Below are 18635 nucleotides of genomic sequence, written 5' to 3' on the forward strand. Positions count from 1 at the left end.
GCGGGGCAGAGCCGCCCTCGCGTTGTCGCTGATATCTCACTGAACGTTTGCGCCGTCGATCAACAGCCCGTCTTGGTATCGCAATGATCCGTTTGCAACGGCCCCGGCGACCGCCGATGAAATCAACTGCCTTAGTTGCGCGCTGGTGGCTTTGAAGCCCAGCATCCTCGAAACGCTGGTTGCGATTTCGTCCTCCGTCGCGCCGAGATTCGATCTCACCACCTCGATCGCTCCTTGGGCAACTTCCTCCGACGAGATCATTTCGGGCTTACGCAATCCAGGAGAGATGACACCACTGCGGTCGCGAAGCTGAATAGCGGCGCCAGGCTTGAAGCAGAAGTCGCCTCGACGAGCCACCGCTCCCCGCGCTTCGGCGACATTCAGTCCGCGCTCAATTGCGTCCTGAATCCTTCCGCCGGCCCGCTGAAGACCCCACGCATCCCGAATGCGTGATATGACCTCGTCGAGATGGATCGGCGTCTCCGCAGCCACGACCTGCTCGACCAGCCCAGCCAGGAGGCCGGTTGGCGTCTCGTGAAGTTCAAACTGCCCAGGCGGTCTCTGCACGCGCGCTTCCGCGTAGGCTCGATCCGGTGCAGCGGCTCCATTCGTAGTTTCCAAGCCGATTTCGGTTACGTTGCCTCGGTCAACCGTTACGACCTGTACCGCCGCGGCACGGCTTCGCTGGTTGCCTAACTCTGCCCGTTCCGCAAGTTCTCGTGTTGCAGCATCGATCGCTGCCACGGTTCGCTCGAGCTGTTCGCGCGGGCGCTGGAACCAGTCAGCACTCCAGATGCGATGAATGATCCAACCGTGGTCTTCGAGCACGGCTTGGCGCAGGCGATCCCGATCTCTGGCGGAGCGTGAGGAATGGTACTCGGCGCCGTCACATTCTATCCCGAGAAGATAGCGACCAGGCCGCTCCGGATCTGCGACGGCAAGATCGATGAAGAAGCCAGCGATACCCACCTGCGCATGGACCTGATAACCCCGCTCAATCAATGCATTGGCTACCTGTTCTTCAAAGACTGAATCCATCTCCCTGGTGGTCGTCTGGGCGAGCGAGATGCGTCCAGTCCTCGCGTAGTGCAAGAAGAGCTTGAAGGCGAAGACGCCCTTGCCCTTTCCGCGCTCGAGGTCGATGTCCTCGTCCGTTATCGACGCGTACACCTCACAGGCACGCTTCGCGCGGCTTATGAGGACGTTGAGGCGACGCTCACCGCCTTCCGAACCGAGTGGGCCGAAGCGCATCGCCATGTAGCCTTGCGCGTTTTTCGCATAGCCCACCGAGATCATGATCACGTCCCGCTCGTCGCCTTGCACGTTCTCCAGGTTCTTGACGAAGAATGGCTCACTCGGATGGGCGTGGAAGAAGTCTTCGGTGTCCGGATTCAGCCGCCTCAGTGCTTCAAGCTCATCCTGGATCGCACGACGCTGGCTGACGGAGAAAGTCGCAACGCCCAGAGACTCTTGCGGATTCGACTTCGCGTGGCGGATTATCGCTTCTGCTACGGCCCGTGCCTCGATCGGGTTCGTCCCCGTGCCCCCTGAATCGAACACTCCATCCGGCACGTGATGAAAGCGCAGCCCCATGCCGGCCTCTTGTGTATAGGGGCTCGGCACAATGAACAGCCGATTCTCGTAGAACTGGCTGTTCGACACGGCGATCAGCGATTGATGTCGGCTGCGGTAATGCCAACGAAGCATGCGCTGCGGCAAACCCCGAGCCGTGAAAAGCCCGAGGATACTTTCGATATCGGCGACCTGCGCCCCCTCGCCGTCGTCATCTTCAGACTGCGAGCCAGTCATTTTCGCGAAGAATGTCGTCGGCGGCAGTTGGCGTTCATCGCCAACGACGACTACCTGGTTCGCCCTGGCAATCGCGCCGAGCGCATCAACCGGCTGGATCTGAGACGCTTCGTCCATAACCAACAGGTCGAACGACACGCGGCCGGGCGATAAGAACTGCGCCACCGAAAGCGGGCTCATCATGAACACGGGCTTCAGCGCTTGGACGGCAGGCCCCGCTCTCAGCATCAACTGCCGAATGGGCATGTGGCCTCTTTTTCGGGCCATTTCAGATCGAAGCAACCCGACGGGTCCAGCTCCGCCGTCTCTTGAAGGGATTTTGCGATGATGCGCGGTTACGACCTCGATGGCGCTAGCCTTGATCCTTTGCCGGTCCAAATCCGCAAAGTCGCGGACAGCTCTGGAATGGAGCTCGCCGTCAAACCGCCCGAGCTCCGGCTCCTTGGTCGCCATCGCCGTCAGGATTTTCTCGTAATAGGCCATGTCGAAGACCGATCGCGCCGATACGGTCGGAACCTGGCCGTTGGCTAGGCCGTCGATCAACTGTCCTAGGCCAGCCTTTCGGGCGCTCTCAGACCGCTCTTCGTAGGCAACCCATTTCGAGAGCTGTTCCTGGTGCTCGCGCCACCCCTCCAATCGAGCAATCAATTCGGCAATCACAACCTCCGAGAAATCGCCTACCGCGAACAACGACGAAGCATCAGCTTTCAGATCCTCGGCAAGCGCCTTCAATTGCAGCGCCACCGCTTGGGCCGCTTCTCGCGTTGAACGAGCCAACCTTGCGATCTCGACCCTGTCAGGCAAACGCGCGACCAGATGTCGGAGTGCGCTATTATTCTTCAACCAGAGCTCGGCCTGCGTAAGCGCGGCCCAGTTGGATCCTCGCCCAAGCCAAGACGAGCCGAATGCGGACATACCAAGGCCCTCAGCAGCATCGATCTCTTGGGCGAGCTTTTGTAGAGCGCCCAGGCGTCGTACAAGCTCCAGCCGATGCGGCAACTGATCAGGCACGCTGGCCAGAACCCCTTGAGACGCTTCGTCCGCTTGAGCCACGGAGCGCGCCTTCTCCTCCATCAGCTGTAGTGAAGCCCTTTCGGCGGAAGCCACGTCACCCAGCATAGACGGCGCAAGGTGGCCGAGATCATTCCAGAAACCCTCAATCATCGGCCGGCCGATATCGATCACTTTGCGAACCCGTAGTGCCCGCGCGCCTGCTTCGGACCGCTCAGCCATCCGCCCAGCGATAAGTCGCGGTTCCGAGCCTAGGCCCCTCAGCGTGCGCATCCATTCCACTAGCGCCAACAGCGGCGCCGACGAGGATTTCTCGCGGCGCCAATCCGCGCCGAAGGCGGAGCGACCAAAGGCGTCGCCATCACGAACCCTTGCGGCCGCCGCTTGCCCCTTCATCAGTACGTCTAAGAGACGCACCACCTCGGTCGAAGGCACGTTAGGATCGACCAGAACGGATCTCACAAGTGCTTTGGCGCGACGGTAGTCGCCACTCAATGCCTTCAACAGTCCGGTATGAGTGGCGAGAGCCTGCCTTGTCGCTGCTACATCCGTGTTCCAGGCAGCATCGACAACCTTGCCCTTTAGTTCTGCTTGGACCGCCTCAAGCGTCGCGACGCTCTCGGCAAGGTCTGCGGCTTGTTCAAGTCCTGAGTCCCAAACCGTCGCGGCAAACGCTTCGGGGCTTGCATCAGGGGCAGCCGCAACCCTCTCCCCAGTTGCGGCTAACCTAACGAGCCCTGCCAGCGCGTCCGGTACAACCGTTGACCCCAGCTCTTGATTCAGCCGCTCCGCTTCATCCCGCAAGCGCGGGAGCAGAACGGTCAGCTGGTGCGCGCGAACAAAGCCGTCCTTCGAAAATTCCGAGGGCAGCTTTGCAAGCTCTGTCTCGAGATCTTCAATTGGGGTGTCGATCGCGGTCGCTGCCAAATGCTGCGAAACGCCTTCGAATTTGCGGGCGAAATCCGATCCTGTCCAAAGAAGTGACGAGATCTCCCTAGGCTGGTCGTCCCATACCGGCGAGACCAACGCTTCAGCGGGCAGCTCTGGTGCCGACGCGAGGAGTTCTGCGCGATCTTCGATCTCGCCGCTGTCGCTCAAAATTCTCGGAGGCTCGGCCTCGATCCTCGCGGCAATGTCGATCAGTTTGGCCTGCACGGCCCTCGCTTGATCCAGCAATGATCCGATGCGCGGGACGAGCCGCTCGACGGTGGTTGGCAGTACGACATCCAGGCCAACTCCTCTCCAGGGATGGTGGATGGGGAGCCCGATTTCGTTGATCCGCTGAGAGACCTCGTCTAGCAGCTTCCGGCGTGACGAAACACCTTCACCCGTCCAGTCGGTGGCACCTTCGAGTTCGATATCCACGGGTTTTTGCCCGTTCTGCCTGAGCCGAGTCAGCTGGCCGAAAACCTGATATGGCGTGAGGCCAGATGCCACGAAGGGGACATGCATCCGATCGGCATGCGCATTGAGCTTATCGCGTGCCTGCAAGAGCTGATCGGTGAGCGCAGACGGGAATTGTCCTCGAGGCGATCCGAGCTGCCAGGTGCGACGCAGCTCCTCCAGCATCATGCGCTTGTTCGCCTTGTTGCTATGGAGTTCAAGGCAGGCATCCCCTACCCCGGCATTGTCCAGGCGGCGCTTCACGACCTCCAGCGCGGCCATTTTTTCGGCCACGAAAAGCACGGTCTTTCCGTCGGCCACGGCAGACGCGATGACGTTTGCAATCGTCTGCGATTTTCCTGTGCCAGGAGGACCTTGGATCACAAGGTCGCGGCCTTTCCTGACATCGTGGATCGCGAGTGTCTGCGAGCTGTCACTGTCGACGATATGCAACATCTCCGCAGGCGCGATGTGGGGATCGATCGCGACATCGTCAGACATCAGCGGCTCGCGTGCTTCAAAGCCATCTGAGAGTAGCGAGCGGATCTTCGGCTGCTCGACGATCTTCGATCCCTCAGGCCAGATCTCGGGATCGAGGTCGCGGTACATCAAGAACTTCGCGAACGAGAAGAAGCCCAGCACCATGTCGTCCCGGAGCACCTCCCAACCCTCTTTGGTCGAGACTGCCTCGGCCACGGCATCGAGATACTTCGAGGCGTCGAAGTCGTCTCCGGCATCGAAGCTCGGCATGGCAAGCTTATGCATGCGATCGAGATAGAGCTCGAGGGAAAGGTTCGCGCTCTGATCCTCTGGCCTGGCGCGTAGCCGGAACTTCTCTCCAGCCGTTCCTCGCTCCAGTCGGACCGGCACCAAAATGAGCGGAGCGTGTCGGATGTTTTCCTTGTTGTTCGGGTCAATCCATTTCAGCATCCCGAGAGCCAGAAAGAGTATGTTGACGCCCTGCTCCTCTTCTAGCGTCCTGGCATCGTGGTAGAGATCGAGAAGCCGGCGTTGTAAGCCGGTGGGAGTCATCCGCGTCTGCAGCTTTGTGTCTGAATGCCGCGCGGAGACCCCTCGATCGTCGGTCTCATCATCCTCCGGCTGAGCAAGGGAAATGGGCGAATAGTCAATCTCGTCGTCAGCCGCGGCTTCTTGGCCTGCCTTTGGCCTATCGGGTTTGCCTGCGAGGAAGGTAAAGGCTTTGCCTTCGTTCACCAGCAACCGATAGATCTCGGATGACCGCTCATCGACGACGTCAATCGTCTTCGCGCTCTTGGAAAACCGCGGCACGTTCAAAAGCCGATTGCGGGCGGAAAGATCGAGCAGCTCCATCCTGGCGCGCTCGAGTTTCTCCTTCAGAGGCAAGTCGCTCTGGAAGACGGATTTCTCGATTTCAGACAACTACACCCCCCGCGCAGAACGATACACATAGATCCTACGCAGTGGCCGCTGCAACAGGAAACCAGTCCCCGCGAAATTTGTGAATAAAGTTGTCATGTCGACACCGCCTCAACATTTCCGAACGCCGCAGGGGCGGGATATTAGATTTCGTCGCTTCGGGGACATCAAGCAATCGAGCGGCCTACCTTGAATGCAAGAAGGTTGATGGGACTAAAGCCTCCTTCCGTCCTTACGCCCACGACTTAACTCCATTTGTACATGTTTTGTTCCGTCATAAAAGCGAGAGCTGCAATACAATATCGATGATGCGAAAAAGCTTAGAGCGTTTCGGAAATCGCGCGAATTCGGGCGTCAGGTCGACGTCCCTCAATCGGAGTCCGCCGAGGACTCCCTCTCCTTGTTAGCGGTGTATTCTGCTGCTTCCCAAAGGTCTTGCTCAGACGACGAAAGACCGTTGCGGGCTCTCAGAGCTCCGGCACTCGGGCCGCGGTCCAATTTCTCATTTCTTTTGATCTGAACGTCCTCAGGCTCTTGGCTGGCCTTCGAATCGTCCGGCGAATCCTTCGAACTTGTCATGTCATTTACCCTTGTCTGATTTCCGCCACTGTAGGGATGACAGGAGCGAGGCTCAACACAGATCCAGGGGTTGTATACAGCGAAATTTGCCTATCTCTTTCAGGCGGCGTCACAATTAAATTAGGCGGATGGTACATATGCGCGCAACAGTGTCGTGGTAGGCGGTCAGCGACTAGCTTTTCTTTCAATAAGTTTCAGGATAGTCAGGTACATCAATTGGATTCAAGGAGCATTGAATTGGCCGACGAAGCTCATAGTCACGCAGGATCAATCATTGAACTCACCGCTGATATCGTCTCAGCCTATGTGAGCAAGAACGCTGTCCCCGTATCGTCGCTGCCGGATCTCATTGCGAGTGTGAACTCTTCATTAGCGCGGATTGGACAGCCTATTGAGCCTGAAAAGCCTACGCAGCTTCCGGCCGTCAATCCAAAGCGCTCAGTGACGTCGGACTATATCATCTGCCTCGAAGACGGAAAAAAGTTCAGATCGCTCAAGCGCCATCTGACCACTCATTTTGGCCTGACGCCCGACGAGTATCGTGAAAAATGGGGACTGCCGCGCGACTACCCAATGGTCGCTCCGAATTATTCGGAGAGCCGTTCCGCGCTCGCCAAATCAATGGGACTTGGCCGTAAGGCAGCTCCGGCGAAAAGGGTCCCGGCCAAAAGAGCAAAGACCCGATAGGTAGGTCACGTCTGTGCTCGCGAGGAGTTCTAGAAATTGAGGAACGATCGGCAATCCAACCGACATCGGTCGCGCCTTAGGCGCCGCCAACGTAGCTCGGTTGACCGCACTTCCCGAAGCACCCGGACGCTCGCCTTGATATCTCTAGGAGTTATCGGCCTAGCAGCTTCAGCTTACGCCGCTGTTTCCCTGACGGGAGGCAGCCATGGTGAACTCGGTGCAGTCATAGCCAACCAGACAGCTGCAAATCCATCAACCATAATTGGGACACCGTCAGTTGTGGACGGCGACACTATCGAAATCCACGGTCAGCGAATTCGCTTCAACGGCATCGATGCGCCTGAAAGCCGACAGCTTTGCAAAGATGCCAATGGGCTCGATTATCCATGTGGGCGGCGATCCGCCGAGGCGCTAGACGCCTTTCTGGCCGAGTCTCGCCCCGTCCAATGCACGTTTGTCGCATGGGACAGATATCACCGCTTCGTTGGAGATTGTCACCGGGCCGACGGCGCCAGCGTCGCCTCGTGGATGGTCGAGCACGGTCAGGCTCTTGATTGGCCTCAATATAGCCACGGCACCTACGCCGATCTACAAGCGCACGCGAAATCCGCCAAGGTGGGATTGTGGACTGGCGAGTTCGAGGCGCCATGGGATTGGCGCGCAGGTCACTCGGATGACCCCAAGCCTTCAACCAATCGTAAGTTCAACCTCGTCAGCCAAGGTAAAATAGCCCAGAGCTACTCGTGTCAGCCTCGACGATATTGCTCTCAGATTTCCTCCTGTGAGGAAGCGCGTTGGTATCTGAGCAACTGCTCGTGGGGTGGTAAACTCGACAGAGACAGCGATGGCATTCCTTGCGAAGGTCTCTGCTGAGGGCTGTGGCGTCGATCGGCTGATCACCTTCGTGTGTTCAGAGCCTACCCGTGAGCCTTCGCTGACGCGAGGATGTTCCGGCGGCACCATGCAGTTGCGCCAACGCCGATATCGCATGGCAGAAAGGCTGACTGACATTCGTTTTTGAAAATTCGACGAGTTCATTGAGACCGCTGCCGCTCGACAGGCGCAACGCCTCATATCGGCAGATCGGGATCTGCGTATTGTTTTTGAACCGTCTGTCAGGGCCGCCGCTTTTGTTGGGATGTGCCCAGGTATGTCCTACTACCTGGGCATCGGACGGAACCTGGCCAGTCTCGATGAAATTGCTTGGCGCAAATTGGGTACGCAGTTCACCGTAGCCGATGGCCCCGTAGCGGTTGCCATCCTTCACCAGAACAGTGTCCGGCATGAAATACAGCACCTGCCGCCCGACGCGGATCGAAGGCGGTGTGACGTTGCTGCGGACAACCTGCGGGAGTGTGCTTGCAAGTGTCGTCGGCTTTTTGTCCACCAGCATGCTGGCTCCGGCGTTGCGCTTCCAAGTCGTCAAGTCCTCGATCTTACCTCCCGCCGCAACGTGCCACTTTCCCGCGCAGTCAGTCAACGTTTCGAAGGCGGCCACCAGCCTGCCATAGGCAGTCTCGGCGTCCTGTTCCAGATCGTAGTAAAGCACGCTCACCCGGCGAAAGCCGTCAAACCATTTGCCGATCAACATGCCGGGTAAGGAGGCGGCTACTCCCACCACCGGCCCGGCACCCCCGATTGCCTTTCCGACAAGGAAACCCACGATGCCGAACAAGACCGCCAGGATCACCGAGAGCCGCGTCTGCGACTGTCTGGCGTTGATTTCGTCCAGCACTTCGGCTGAAGTCTCATCACGCATGTCCATCACGTCGCCGGACTCGATCTCCCTCATCACGACACCATCTGCCACGTATTCCGGCGCAGACGGTTGCGGCTTTATGTCCGGTGTATGATGCGCCGGCTGTCGAGCAATGTTTTTCGCGCCGGCCTTTCCGAGCGTCCCACGATAGTAGAGGCCACCAACGCCTGCATGGATGTAGTGGCCTCGTGGGCCCGTGCCGATCCGAAGGCCCTTAACGCCTACTGAGACGCCGACGCCGCCCGATGAAAAGTTGAACCGGAACGGTCCTGCGCTGACCGATTTGCGAACGTAGAACCCCATCCCCTTTGAGCCCCCCAACTGAATGCTGTGAGCTTTAGGTCACCAGCATTCTCTTCCACTCATGACTTTGATCCCCCGGCCGGCGCCAAATCCGACTCGCGGGAGCGCTGTCTCACCCTGATCTCAATTCGGCGCCTTGCCTTCACGTCGCCAGCCTGTGCCCCGTCGGTCAGACGGTCGCCAGGAAGTATCAGCTGGCCGCCCGACATCGGCAGGATTGTGAACCCTTTCAGCTCGGGCATGTCGCGCAGGATGCTCGTGACCGAGATCGCGCGAGCCAATCCAAGGCCCGCGTTGTCAGCTGGGTGGAGCGTACCGATCTCCACCTTATGGGCCAGGACCGGCTGGAGCCCCTTGTCCATGTTCGATGACTCGCCGGCCATCGCCTGCTCGTCCGTGTGGCCAATCACCTCGATGACGTCGACGCCGTACGACTTCGCAACGCTCGCAATGGTCTTCGAGAGATCACGCAGCTTCGTCTTGAAGTCGTCGGAAAGCTCAGCACTGCCAGATGCGAAATTATACCCGCCAAGTTCGCTGAGGCTGATGATAGGTGGCCAGTCATGCGGCTTGGTAGCAACCACGGCCTCATCGGCCTTCTTCAGCGCCTCGGAAAGGTCCTTGGACGTCTTGGCCGCTCCAACGTAACCATACTCCTTCAGCACTTTCATGTGCTCGACCATCGCCTTGGCCTGATCAACGTCGACGTCGTTCTCGGCAAGCACTTTGGTGACCTGCGCCCGTCTCACCACCTCTTCAACCGTAAGCCCTGCCTTCTTGATTGTTTCGACGACCTCTTTCGCAAGGACAAGCTCGCGCCATTCTTGATCGGAGACATTGCGTCCCGTCGCGGGCTTGAACGCATTTAGCTGAGCAAGCAGCCGCTTGTTCTCCTCATCGAGCTTGCGAGCGTTCTCCTGGATGGATTGCGCGATCTTCAGCGCCTCCGCCGCCTCCTTCTCCTTCTTGGCTATGATGGCGCCGGCCGCCAACAAAAGGCAGAAAACGAGAAGCAGCATTGTCTCGGCCATGGTCAGGCCAAGGATCAGGCCGCGGCCATAGCCTTTGCGCTCGAAAGCGACTGATGTTCCGCCGACGTCGCTCACCTGCCCCACCAACTGGATCTTCTCGGCGGTTCAACCTTTTCTGCTTGCGGTGTGCCGCTCAAAGTTTGGAAGGAATCGCCTCGCGGGCTCTCGGTGATCTTGATCGGCGCCTCTTCGCCGACACTGACCGGAGGCGTCATTGAGGGCGTCGGCTCGATTGCTGTGGTGCCGTTGGCGGAGTGGTTCGGGCGGGAGCCGTGGAGACTCTTTTCCGCAAGCGTTGCGACGAGCTCGCTCGTGTCCTGGCTTTGCTTTTGTACGACCGCCGCAAGAGCCTGGGTCACGTTCTGCTGTGCTTGAACAGTCTCGGCAGTCTTCTCGGCGGCAGCTGCCGCCCGCTCAACTCCACTCGCGACCTTGGCCACGGCATCGGCGAGACTGGTTATGCGAGCTTGCTGCTCCTGCGAGGCGGTCTCGGTCTTCACGGCATACTGCGCGACCGCGCTGCCCAGCATCTTCACCATCGGCGCCAAATCGTTTTTCAACACCTCGTCAGGAACGACCACCTTCTCCAGCTTCGTGGCCACCGTGTCAGCTTGCGCGCCGAGTTTGCTCACCGACGTGGACATCGAGCCATTGGCTTTGTCGAGCAAATCGGCGGCCGCCTCGACGCGCTGCGCAATCGACGAGAACTGACTTTCGACCTGGCCGAAATTGTCCTTGAGTGCGTCGCTGAGTTTGCCTGATGCCTCCTGGACCGGCTTGATCGCTTCCATTGCGATCTTGTCCAAGGCGGATCTAATGTGCTCCCCGTTGCGCTCCGCCTGCGCGGCGATCTCCGCGAAGCCCTCTTCGAGCATTTGATGGCTGACGCGGCGAAAGTCGGCAAACTCCCTCGTCACGCTTTCCATCTCAGCTCTTACTCGCCGCGTCATGTCAGCGAGCTCGTGCCTCGCAGTCCGCTCAATATCGGCAGGGTCGCGGCGCATCTGATTGTAGAAAATTCTGAGCGCGATACCCGTGATCGTCGACGTCACCGCGATACCGAAGTTCCTGACGATGGTCTCGGTCGAACCCTCCGAACCAAACTGAAACAACGACACCCCAAGGCTCGTCAGCGTGTATAGGAAGCCCATGTAGTAGAGGTTGTCGCCGGTCTGCTCATCGTGAAGCCGCAGCTTACCCGTGAAGACCGACACACCCAGATAGAAGAACATCAGGCAGACCGGTATGCCCGCCGCCACAATTGGGTTCACACCATACAGCTTGGCGACAGCTATGAAGACACAGCCGCCAAGGGTCAACGCCGCAAAGACAACCAGCGGAAAACCTGGATGGCCCAACAGGGCATGGTCGTGTTTCCTGGCCATCAGTTTAACCCCTCCAAGCCAACCAGCTTCTCGAACTCGCCATGATGGTTCTGGACCCACTGCGTCCAGAACTCGGCGTGGTCGAGTGACTGAAATGGCTTCTTTGCCCGATCGACATAGAGAATCGTGACGTTAACCCCATCGAGCGACGTGCCGTAGGTTCGATCGGCCGCGCTGTTGAGGTACTTCTGATAGTCGAGCCCCGATCTGTACTGCGAATAAAGCGACGTGTGTTCGATCATGTCCGACGCGACAACCAACCGCTTTGGGCTGCCCTGTTTCGCCAAGTTGCTATCGAAGAGCGATAGCTTGATTTTCTGGATGCCGGCCATGATCGGCGATTGGCTCGCGGAGTCACCATTTGGAATTTCGTCAGGAAGCTTGCTCAAGGGATCGCCGAAAGCGTCTTCCCACTTCTTCTGACGGCGCGCTGGATTGTTCGTCCAGCTATCCACCGTCGATCCGTCACCCGGATTGCACCCATCGAACATCACGGTCAGGTCGCCGGGCTCGGAATTCAGGGTATAAATTCGGACATATCCGCCGGGCTCGACCCGCCCGATCGTTTTGCGAAACTCGTTCTTCAGATCTGACATTGTCGTCGCCGATATCGGATCCGTGGCGTCGACCAGAACGGCCGTAAGGCTGGTTGGGCCATCCAAAGGGCAATTCGTACTGGCGTCGATCTGACCCTTGCCGGACCTTGACCACATCCAGGCAAAACCACCCAACATCGCGACCGAAAGGGTCCCGAGGGCCACGGCCGCGACGATCGTGCCCGCTTGGCCCTTCTTGCGCCTACGAGACCGCCTAGCCATTCACGCTGTCCGGGTGGAGCTTGTCGAGATCTCGGTACTGCTCAATTCCCCGCTCGCATTCTTGGCCAATCAGGCGGACTTGAGCATTGAGCTCGTCCTGCGCTTCGCGGATCGATGCTCCAATATCTGTCTCATTCCACTCGCCGTCGCCCGACACTTGAGGTTTGATGCGATCGAGCTTGTAAGGCGCCGCAAAATGTTTGGGTGCTGGCTCTGTCCTGGCTTGGATGTTGGCTTCTCGGTATTTCGCGAGCAATTGGTTGCAAGCTCGCTCCAATTGGTCCTGGTGCTGCCCAAAAAGTGCCACGAGCCGCGCGCGGTGATCAACGATCGCGCGATGTTCCCTGCGGCGGCTCCCTAGTTCCTTCACGATGTCCTCAACCTTTTCGCTATGGTCGTCACGGACGTCTTGGAGTTCTTCGATCAATTCCTTCTTTCGATCGATGTAATCCTCACGCCTAGCGACCAGGCGATTTTCCACGCCCGCGTATCCCGGATAAGGGTCGAACACGAACCAGCCGTCGATAAATGCAAAAATCGAGAACATGAGGCCGATCGCAAACAACAGCCACGACTTCATGTCCATCAGACCCGCCGGATTGGCTAGCATATTACGGATCACCTCGGCGCCGGCGCCATCCGCGAGCGAGCCGCTCACCTCGCGATAATGCGCCAAGGCCAGATTTATGGTTACGGCCTGTCCCACATAGATGAGGATCGAGAGCGCCCCCACCAGCTTTACGAAAAACGACCGGTGTGTGACCAGGCGAGCGCAGAAAACTGCAAGGAGCAGTGCGGCGCCAATGTTGATGACAGAGAATGCCGCTGCCTCGAGGATACCGCCAAAGAAGCCCTGCTCGTTTCCCTTAGCGAGGAAATTGCCGTTCATCGCTGTCTCGATGAGGAACAGGAACAAGAGCAATGACAATCGGAAAATATGCGCCGCGCCATGCTGAACCCGTGCAGCTCGGATCAAGCCATGTTTTTTCTTAAACCAGGCATGCTCTGTTTCCGCGTCGTTGAGCGCCCTCCTCAACCCGTGAAGCTCGTCCAAGCCGACTGCGACCGCGGCTTTGAAGTCGGCCACGCTCGAGGCGTTTGCCTGGCGGATCAGGCCAAACTGCGCTTCGAAATCGAGGCCAGCCAAACGCCCGCTCAAAAGCTGGAGATTGTCCTCGAGGCTGTGATGTGAGGCCTTCTTTTCGTCCTCAACCCGTTCGATCACCTCATGCTCGACATCGTCGAGATTTTTAGCGGTCTTAGGCGGCTGGTTCGCCTCGCCTCGTTGCTTGCCGCGACCAGCGAGGTCCATTTCGCGCTCGATCTTGGTGACGTCCAAACTATTGAAGATTTGGGTGCTGGCTCGGAAATCGTGGTTGGATTCTCGTAGAGAGTCCCGCAGTTTGTTAAGCTTTTCGAATCTTGACGCCACGCCCGCCCCGCAACCAATTCTTTTTACATTGCCCCGGTTGCATGTCTTCTAGGCAGAGCGGCACCAAAGGGCAACTCCATTAGCGCCACCTTCTGTGGACGCCTGCAAAAAGCGGCATCTGACACGGCCGGCCCACCATGCTTACCAGCACCTGGGCAATGCCAAGGCTCTGTTCGCGGTACGTGTCATCGAGTTGATCACTTGGAGACGATGCCGGAGGGCGCAATGTCTGCCCGGTTATTGCCTGCCCGACCATGGTGATGTGGTCGACCCAGGGAGAGATCCGTTCGTGACAAACGCTGCGACGCGCGCTTTTCGAAAAGTGGTGGAATTGGTTTTGGTACAAATCGGATAAGCCTGAACAGGCGATGATAGCGGACCCCGGCGTCTTCGAGGGAGTACCAGCGACCGAGATTTCTCCGAGAGGTGCGCTCAAGGGAGGAGGACGCTGAGATTTTCCCTGGCGGAAAAACGTCCAGCGCTTACCCAAAGTATTGGCGCCCGAAGTTGCGGCAGGTTGTGTCGTGAAAAAATTTCAAGGTCGCCGCTTACTTACTGTTGACTCGCTCATACCTCGACGCGCACACTATATCCCAGTTCCAGAGGCACAGCGAACGCTGACTTGCAGTATGACCCGATAAACGGGCGACTGGGGGGTATTGTAATGCGAAAAGTTGCTGCGCTGCTCCAGTGCGCATTGTTACTGGTGTCTTGTACAAGTACGGCTCCAAAAGAAACAGCCGCCAATCTCAATGACGAAATCAAGTCTCTGGGGTATGACTCGCTCGCGCTGCCCTCCACGGCCTATGGCCCGGGCTCCCTTGTTACCTCAGTAAAGGGAAGTGGCTTTATCCCCCCGCTGAAGCTCACTTATCTCTGCAACCCTGAGTACACGCACGTGCCGCCGGCTATCGTCGACCAAGCGGCGACTTCGGAAACTTCCGGTAAGTTGACCGGTTCGTTCCAGCTGGACGCGACAACGTTGGCAAAACTGGGATTGGGGGCGAAGCTCAGCTACATACGCTCGGTCACGATCAAACTGAGCAATGTCACAGTTGAGCAACTCGCATTCGACGATCTCGCATCCGTGCGGTCGCAGTTGGGCCCCGATTGTAAAGCAATCGTCTCAGATTTTTCCAAAAGATCTTTGGCTTTTCAGACAAAGCAAGCCATCAGGGCCGATGTGACGTACTCGGTTCAGCTCAATAAGGGCGCATCCGCAGAGATCAAAGGCCTGGTCGTGCAGGCGTTGACGGCGGCCTTCGGAGGCTCGGTCCAGAGCGATAGCGGACTCACAGCGACCGGGAAAGGGCTCTTTTACGGGCTTGTGTTGACACCAGTCTAAGCAACGCAGCTCACCGAGGCTGTTGCATGTATAGTCGTGATGGGGTGACAAGAGCCCAATGACGCAAAGCTCATCCAGGAAGATCAAAGAGCGTTTTGCTTGGCCAACCAGGTTTTTATGGGTCGCTTTCGTGGCAACGTTGGTCCTCATGCCCGCTTCTGCGCCAGCCGCCAGTTACTGCAGGTTGTCCGGACAGCATACAGCTGCCGATCTTTCCGGTCCGGTGAGCGACAAGTTGCTGAAAAAGATGAAGGCGATCGATGTCCAAACGATCATAAGGTATTTCGACTACCCAGATGAAACAATCAAAGGCAAGACCCTGACCCCACCGGAGCGGCGAAGGATTGCGGAGGGTGGCTTTGATTTGCTGGTGGTTTTTCAGCATCACAACAATCGCTTCTCGAGCTTTACGGCTCAGCGTGGCCATGATGATGCGGTTCGGTCCATGGCTCTAGCAAAGGCCAACAACCAGCCGAGCGGTTCCGCTGTCTATTTCGGTGTCGATGGACCCTGGGGATCCGATCCGTCCGAGTTGGCTGCCATAACGCGCTACTTCACCGCTGCGCGCAAAGTGCTGGACGCCGCCAACTTCCGCCTTGGCGTCTATGGGAGCGGTCTCGTCTGCCGACGCCTTACCGAGAAGTCGTTGGTGGATCTGTGTTGGCTTGCCAACGCAAAGTCCTGGCCAGAATTTCGGCGCGCCGAACAGTCCGGCAAGTGGGCCCTTCTGCAGACTCTTCCCGAGGACTGCGGCGGCATCAATGTCGATTTCGACATTATCGGAGCGAGCCCGGACTACGGGCAGTTCCACTAGGTCTCAATGTTGTTGGTGCGGAGGTCACGGCGGATGAAACGGAAAGTACCATACAGTCTCTCATTGCTTTTTCTCGCGCTGGCTACATCGGATGTCGGCGCGCAACAGACAGTCAGCCAAGTGGTGAGCCCTATCGATGTTCCAGCCTCGCTTGCAGCTGAGGCGGCCGACGCCCGGACCGATATAACCGGTGTAACGAGGGCCATCCGTCTCGACCCCGAAGAGCTGGCTCGGACCCACTTGCCGGTCATCTCCATCGGGACGCGCAACGCCGCGGTGCGGGCGGCGCCATACGGGGTGAAATCGCTCGGCAACAGCTATGTGTTGAACTCTACCGTTGACGGCAGCACCCTCAGCCTGACGGGAACCCGCCTTAAAAGTGAGGAAAGCGGCGGCGCCGACAATCCCAGTTTCGATCAAGAAAACAAGACAGAGGCATGTCGGTTCACTCCCCTGACCGAGCCAGACGAGATTGACGAGCCCGGTGGAGGCAAGGAATACGCGGCTGATTGTAGTTGGTTCAGGTTCGGGGCCTCCTATAACCTTCGCCTCACATGTCGTGGTCCGTCGGACACGAGATGCTCCGAGCCGGAATTCCTTCAAAGCGTTGCAGCCGCACAAGTTGTCGTCAAAGGAGGTGAGTGATGCGTCGAACAACAGCAATCTTGGCCACGGTGCTTGCCGTTGCCGGTGCAACCGTCTCGAATGCAGAAGATCACTTCACCCACGACCAGCCAGGCCATTTGCAAACAGGTAGCGGATCGGGCGTTACCGACGGTAAGATATACCTGCCCGGTATCCTCTTCCCGATCGAAAAGGCCCCCGCCTTTGCCAATTCCCAAGTCTACGGCCACGGGGGCGTGAACGGGCCGGGCGGGGGTCAGTGCGACAAGGCAAACTATAGCTATCCCTGGCGGGATACATTCTGTGAGAAGCGCAGTCGGTCCACCCCCATGTGCCCCGGGGGAACCGGCCATCAAGGGCAAGACATTCGACCTGCGACTTGCCAGGCTGAACGCTATTGGACGGTTGCCGTCGAAGACGGCGTCATCACTAATGTCGGGACGTACAGCGTGTCGCTCCTGGGGGACAGCGGCACTCTATACCGCTACCTGCATATCCAGATGAACGATCTTAACGTCGGAGAACTCCAACGCGTGACCAAGGGAGAGCACATCGGGAAAGTTTCGAACAGTTTTGGGGGAACGCCGACCACGATCCATCTTCATTTCGAGAGCAAAAGGACGGTCTCCATCAATGGAAAGAGCTTGAATACGTTCGTCCCGCCTTACAGCAGCTTGGTCGCGGCGTACGAAAAATTGCCTGGGGTTCAGTAGCCTATTTAGGGAGGGCTTAGACGATGGATTGGCGATATTTTCCCGCTGTATTGCGGATGTCGGCGTTGGGCGTTCTCGTTTTGGTCAGCAGCAGCCTGATCGCTACGGCCCAGGATCAATCGACGCTCAGGAAAACCAATATCAACGCTCACGACGGGGGCAAAGCAGTTTCTTACACCATGTACAATGAGAGCTATGCGCTTGTGGTGGGCGCATCAAAATACACGGCGCCTGACTGGGACAAGCTGACCATCGTCCCTGACGAAACTGAACTCGTTAAGAAAGAGCTGGAGAGCCAGGGATTTGATGTCAAAGTCGTCAATGACCCGGACAGCGACACGCTCCTCAAAAGCATTAGGGAGTTCTTCAGAACACCCCATCCCAGAGACACCCGAATGCTGTTCTATTACTCCGGTCACGGATACACGTCGAAAACCGACCATATGGGCTATATCGTCCCTGTGGACACGCCGGATCGCGACGGTACGGATTTTTACAACAAGCTAGTCAGCTTGCAGGAAATACGAGGTATGCTTCCGTTCGGTCGGGCAAAGCATGTCCTGCTCGTGTTCGATAGCTGTTTTTCCGGTTACATTTTTAAGCTTAGAAGAAACAGTCGCCCGTCGCCAGATGAAATCTATCTGAATGACATCGACCGGCCTGGTCGCCAGTTCATCACATCGGGAGACGAAGATGAGGCGGTTCCCGATAAGCTGGACTTCGCGCAAGCGTTCGCGAGCGGCATAGACGGAATGGCCGATCTCAACCACGACACGATCACCACGGCGAGCGAGCTTGGATATTACTTGAAAAAGCAGATTAAGCCGAAGAAGTTGCAATCGCCTCAATACGGCGTCGATCCCGGAGACAAGGAACGCAACGAATTTTTCAATGGGGATATGGTTTTCGTTTCAGACTCTACCCAGCAGTCTCCGCCCGATGCGTCAACGAAGGTCGCTGCCATCGAGCCGACCGGCGCGCAACTTCCTGGACCGAGAGGCGCCAATTTGCGCGGACTTGGCGACCCAGAGAGCCATGAAGCTGACGTGTTTAAGGGTGTCGAAGTCCTCTATTACCGGAAGCTTACCGACAACAAATTGGTGACGGATGCGCTGGAGAACGCTCACATACCCTATAGCGTGACAGCGGCGGATTTGCCCGATGAATTTGTCACCAACGGTATTGCCTGTGGCCCCGATGTGCCGTTGCCTGCCCTAAAAGCACTGGCGAAACAGCTTATTGCGGCAAATGTGCCATTGCGGAAGATAATCCGATTCAGGAAGCCGAGCGAAAAACCTTTCCGCCTCGAAGTTTTGGCGATCACAAAGGAGGCCGCGGGCATTCAAGCCCTAGACAGCCCTCCGTTGACGATCGATCAGATCGACAAGCTCACCACCTGCCCTGTCAGTCTGCAGAATTAGCGTATCTCGCGGCACCTGTTTCGCCGGCATCAAAGGCGAAAAGGAGCCCGAACGGCGGCGCCAAGGTCGGGCTGGATTTTCGAATTGCGTGACCTCGATAACGAGAAAGGCAAGGGAACGAAA

At 57.9% G+C, this 18635-nt stretch carries 13 protein-coding genes; 7 read left to right on the forward strand and 6 right to left on the reverse strand.

The window, feature by feature from the left end:
- Positions 1-36: 36 nt before the first annotated feature.
- Positions 37-5604, reverse strand: coding sequence for a DUF3320 domain-containing protein (locus P9230_RS20560; RefSeq protein ID WP_278120666.1), 5568 nt, complete (start codon positions 5602-5604; stop codon positions 37-39).
- Positions 5605-6417: 813 nt separating this feature from the next.
- Between P9230_RS20560 and P9230_RS20565 the strand changes: the two genes are divergently transcribed.
- Together P9230_RS20565 and P9230_RS20570 are read left to right on the forward strand one after the other, a co-directional pair.
- Complete coding sequence (locus P9230_RS20565) at positions 6418-6867, forward strand: MucR family transcriptional regulator (protein ID WP_278120667.1); 450 nt, start codon at positions 6418-6420, stop codon at positions 6865-6867.
- A 279-nt stretch (positions 6868-7146) separates the two neighbouring features.
- The gene (locus tag P9230_RS20570; protein WP_278120668.1) at positions 7147-7740 is read left to right on the forward strand and encodes a thermonuclease family protein; all 594 of its coding nucleotides are present in this window, start codon (positions 7147-7149) and stop codon (positions 7738-7740) included.
- 37 nt (positions 7741-7777) lie between these two features.
- Here the strand turns inward: P9230_RS20570 and P9230_RS20575 are convergent, their stop codons facing one another.
- The 5 genes from P9230_RS20575 to P9230_RS20595 all read right to left on the reverse strand — a co-directional run bounded on the left by P9230_RS20575 (position 7778) and on the right by P9230_RS20595 (position 13502).
- On the reverse strand, positions 7778-8929 hold the full coding sequence (locus P9230_RS20575) for a DUF4236 domain-containing protein (protein ID WP_278120669.1): 1152 nt from the start codon (positions 8927-8929) through the stop codon (positions 7778-7780).
- Between the two features lie 59 nt (positions 8930-8988).
- The gene (locus P9230_RS20580) at positions 8989-9921 is read right to left on the reverse strand and encodes a hypothetical protein (RefSeq protein WP_278120670.1); all 933 of its coding nucleotides are present in this window, start codon (positions 9919-9921) and stop codon (positions 8989-8991) included.
- Positions 9922-10031: 110 nt separating this feature from the next.
- Positions 10032-11345, reverse strand: a complete 1314-nt coding sequence (locus P9230_RS20585) for a hypothetical protein (protein WP_278120671.1) — start codon at positions 11343-11345, stop codon at positions 10032-10034.
- On the reverse strand, positions 11345-12163 hold the full coding sequence (locus P9230_RS20590) for a hypothetical protein (RefSeq protein WP_278120672.1): 819 nt from the start codon (positions 12161-12163) through the stop codon (positions 11345-11347). The genes P9230_RS20585 and P9230_RS20590 overlap by 1 nt, the downstream gene beginning before the upstream one ends.
- Positions 12156-13502, reverse strand: a complete 1347-nt coding sequence (locus P9230_RS20595) for a hypothetical protein (protein WP_278120673.1) — start codon at positions 13500-13502, stop codon at positions 12156-12158. The genes P9230_RS20590 and P9230_RS20595 overlap by 8 nt, the downstream gene beginning before the upstream one ends.
- Positions 13503-14259: 757 nt before the next feature.
- On the opposite strand from P9230_RS20595, the gene P9230_RS20600 reads away from it, so the two are divergent.
- The 5 genes from P9230_RS20600 to P9230_RS20620 are packed head-to-tail and all read left to right on the forward strand — an operon-like array spanning position 14260 to position 18512.
- Positions 14260-14940 (forward strand): hypothetical protein, encoded by a 681-nt coding sequence (locus P9230_RS20600; protein ID WP_278120674.1) that lies wholly within the window; start codon positions 14260-14262, stop codon positions 14938-14940.
- A 58-nt stretch (positions 14941-14998) separates the two neighbouring features.
- Positions 14999-15754, forward strand: coding sequence for a glycoside hydrolase domain-containing protein (locus P9230_RS20605; protein WP_278120675.1), 756 nt, complete (start codon positions 14999-15001; stop codon positions 15752-15754).
- Positions 15755-15787: 33 nt separating this feature from the next.
- On the forward strand, positions 15788-16399 hold the full coding sequence (locus tag P9230_RS20610) for a hypothetical protein (protein ID WP_278120676.1): 612 nt from the start codon (positions 15788-15790) through the stop codon (positions 16397-16399).
- Positions 16399-17091: a M23 family metallopeptidase gene (locus P9230_RS20615; RefSeq protein WP_278120677.1), complete on the forward strand. Its 693-nt coding sequence runs from the start codon at positions 16399-16401 to the stop codon at positions 17089-17091. Before P9230_RS20610 ends, P9230_RS20615 begins: the two co-directional genes overlap by 1 nt.
- Positions 17092-17114: 23 nt before the next feature.
- Positions 17115-18512 carry a caspase family protein gene (locus P9230_RS20620; RefSeq protein ID WP_278120678.1) on the forward strand — a complete coding sequence of 466 codons (1398 nt, stop codon included), beginning with the start codon at positions 17115-17117 and terminating at the stop codon, positions 18510-18512.
- Positions 18513-18635 lie beyond the last annotated feature (123 nt).

The sequence above is a fragment of the Mesorhizobium sp. WSM4887 genome, assembly GCF_029625865.1.
Taxonomy (GTDB): Bacteria; Pseudomonadota; Alphaproteobacteria; order Rhizobiales; family Rhizobiaceae; genus Mesorhizobium.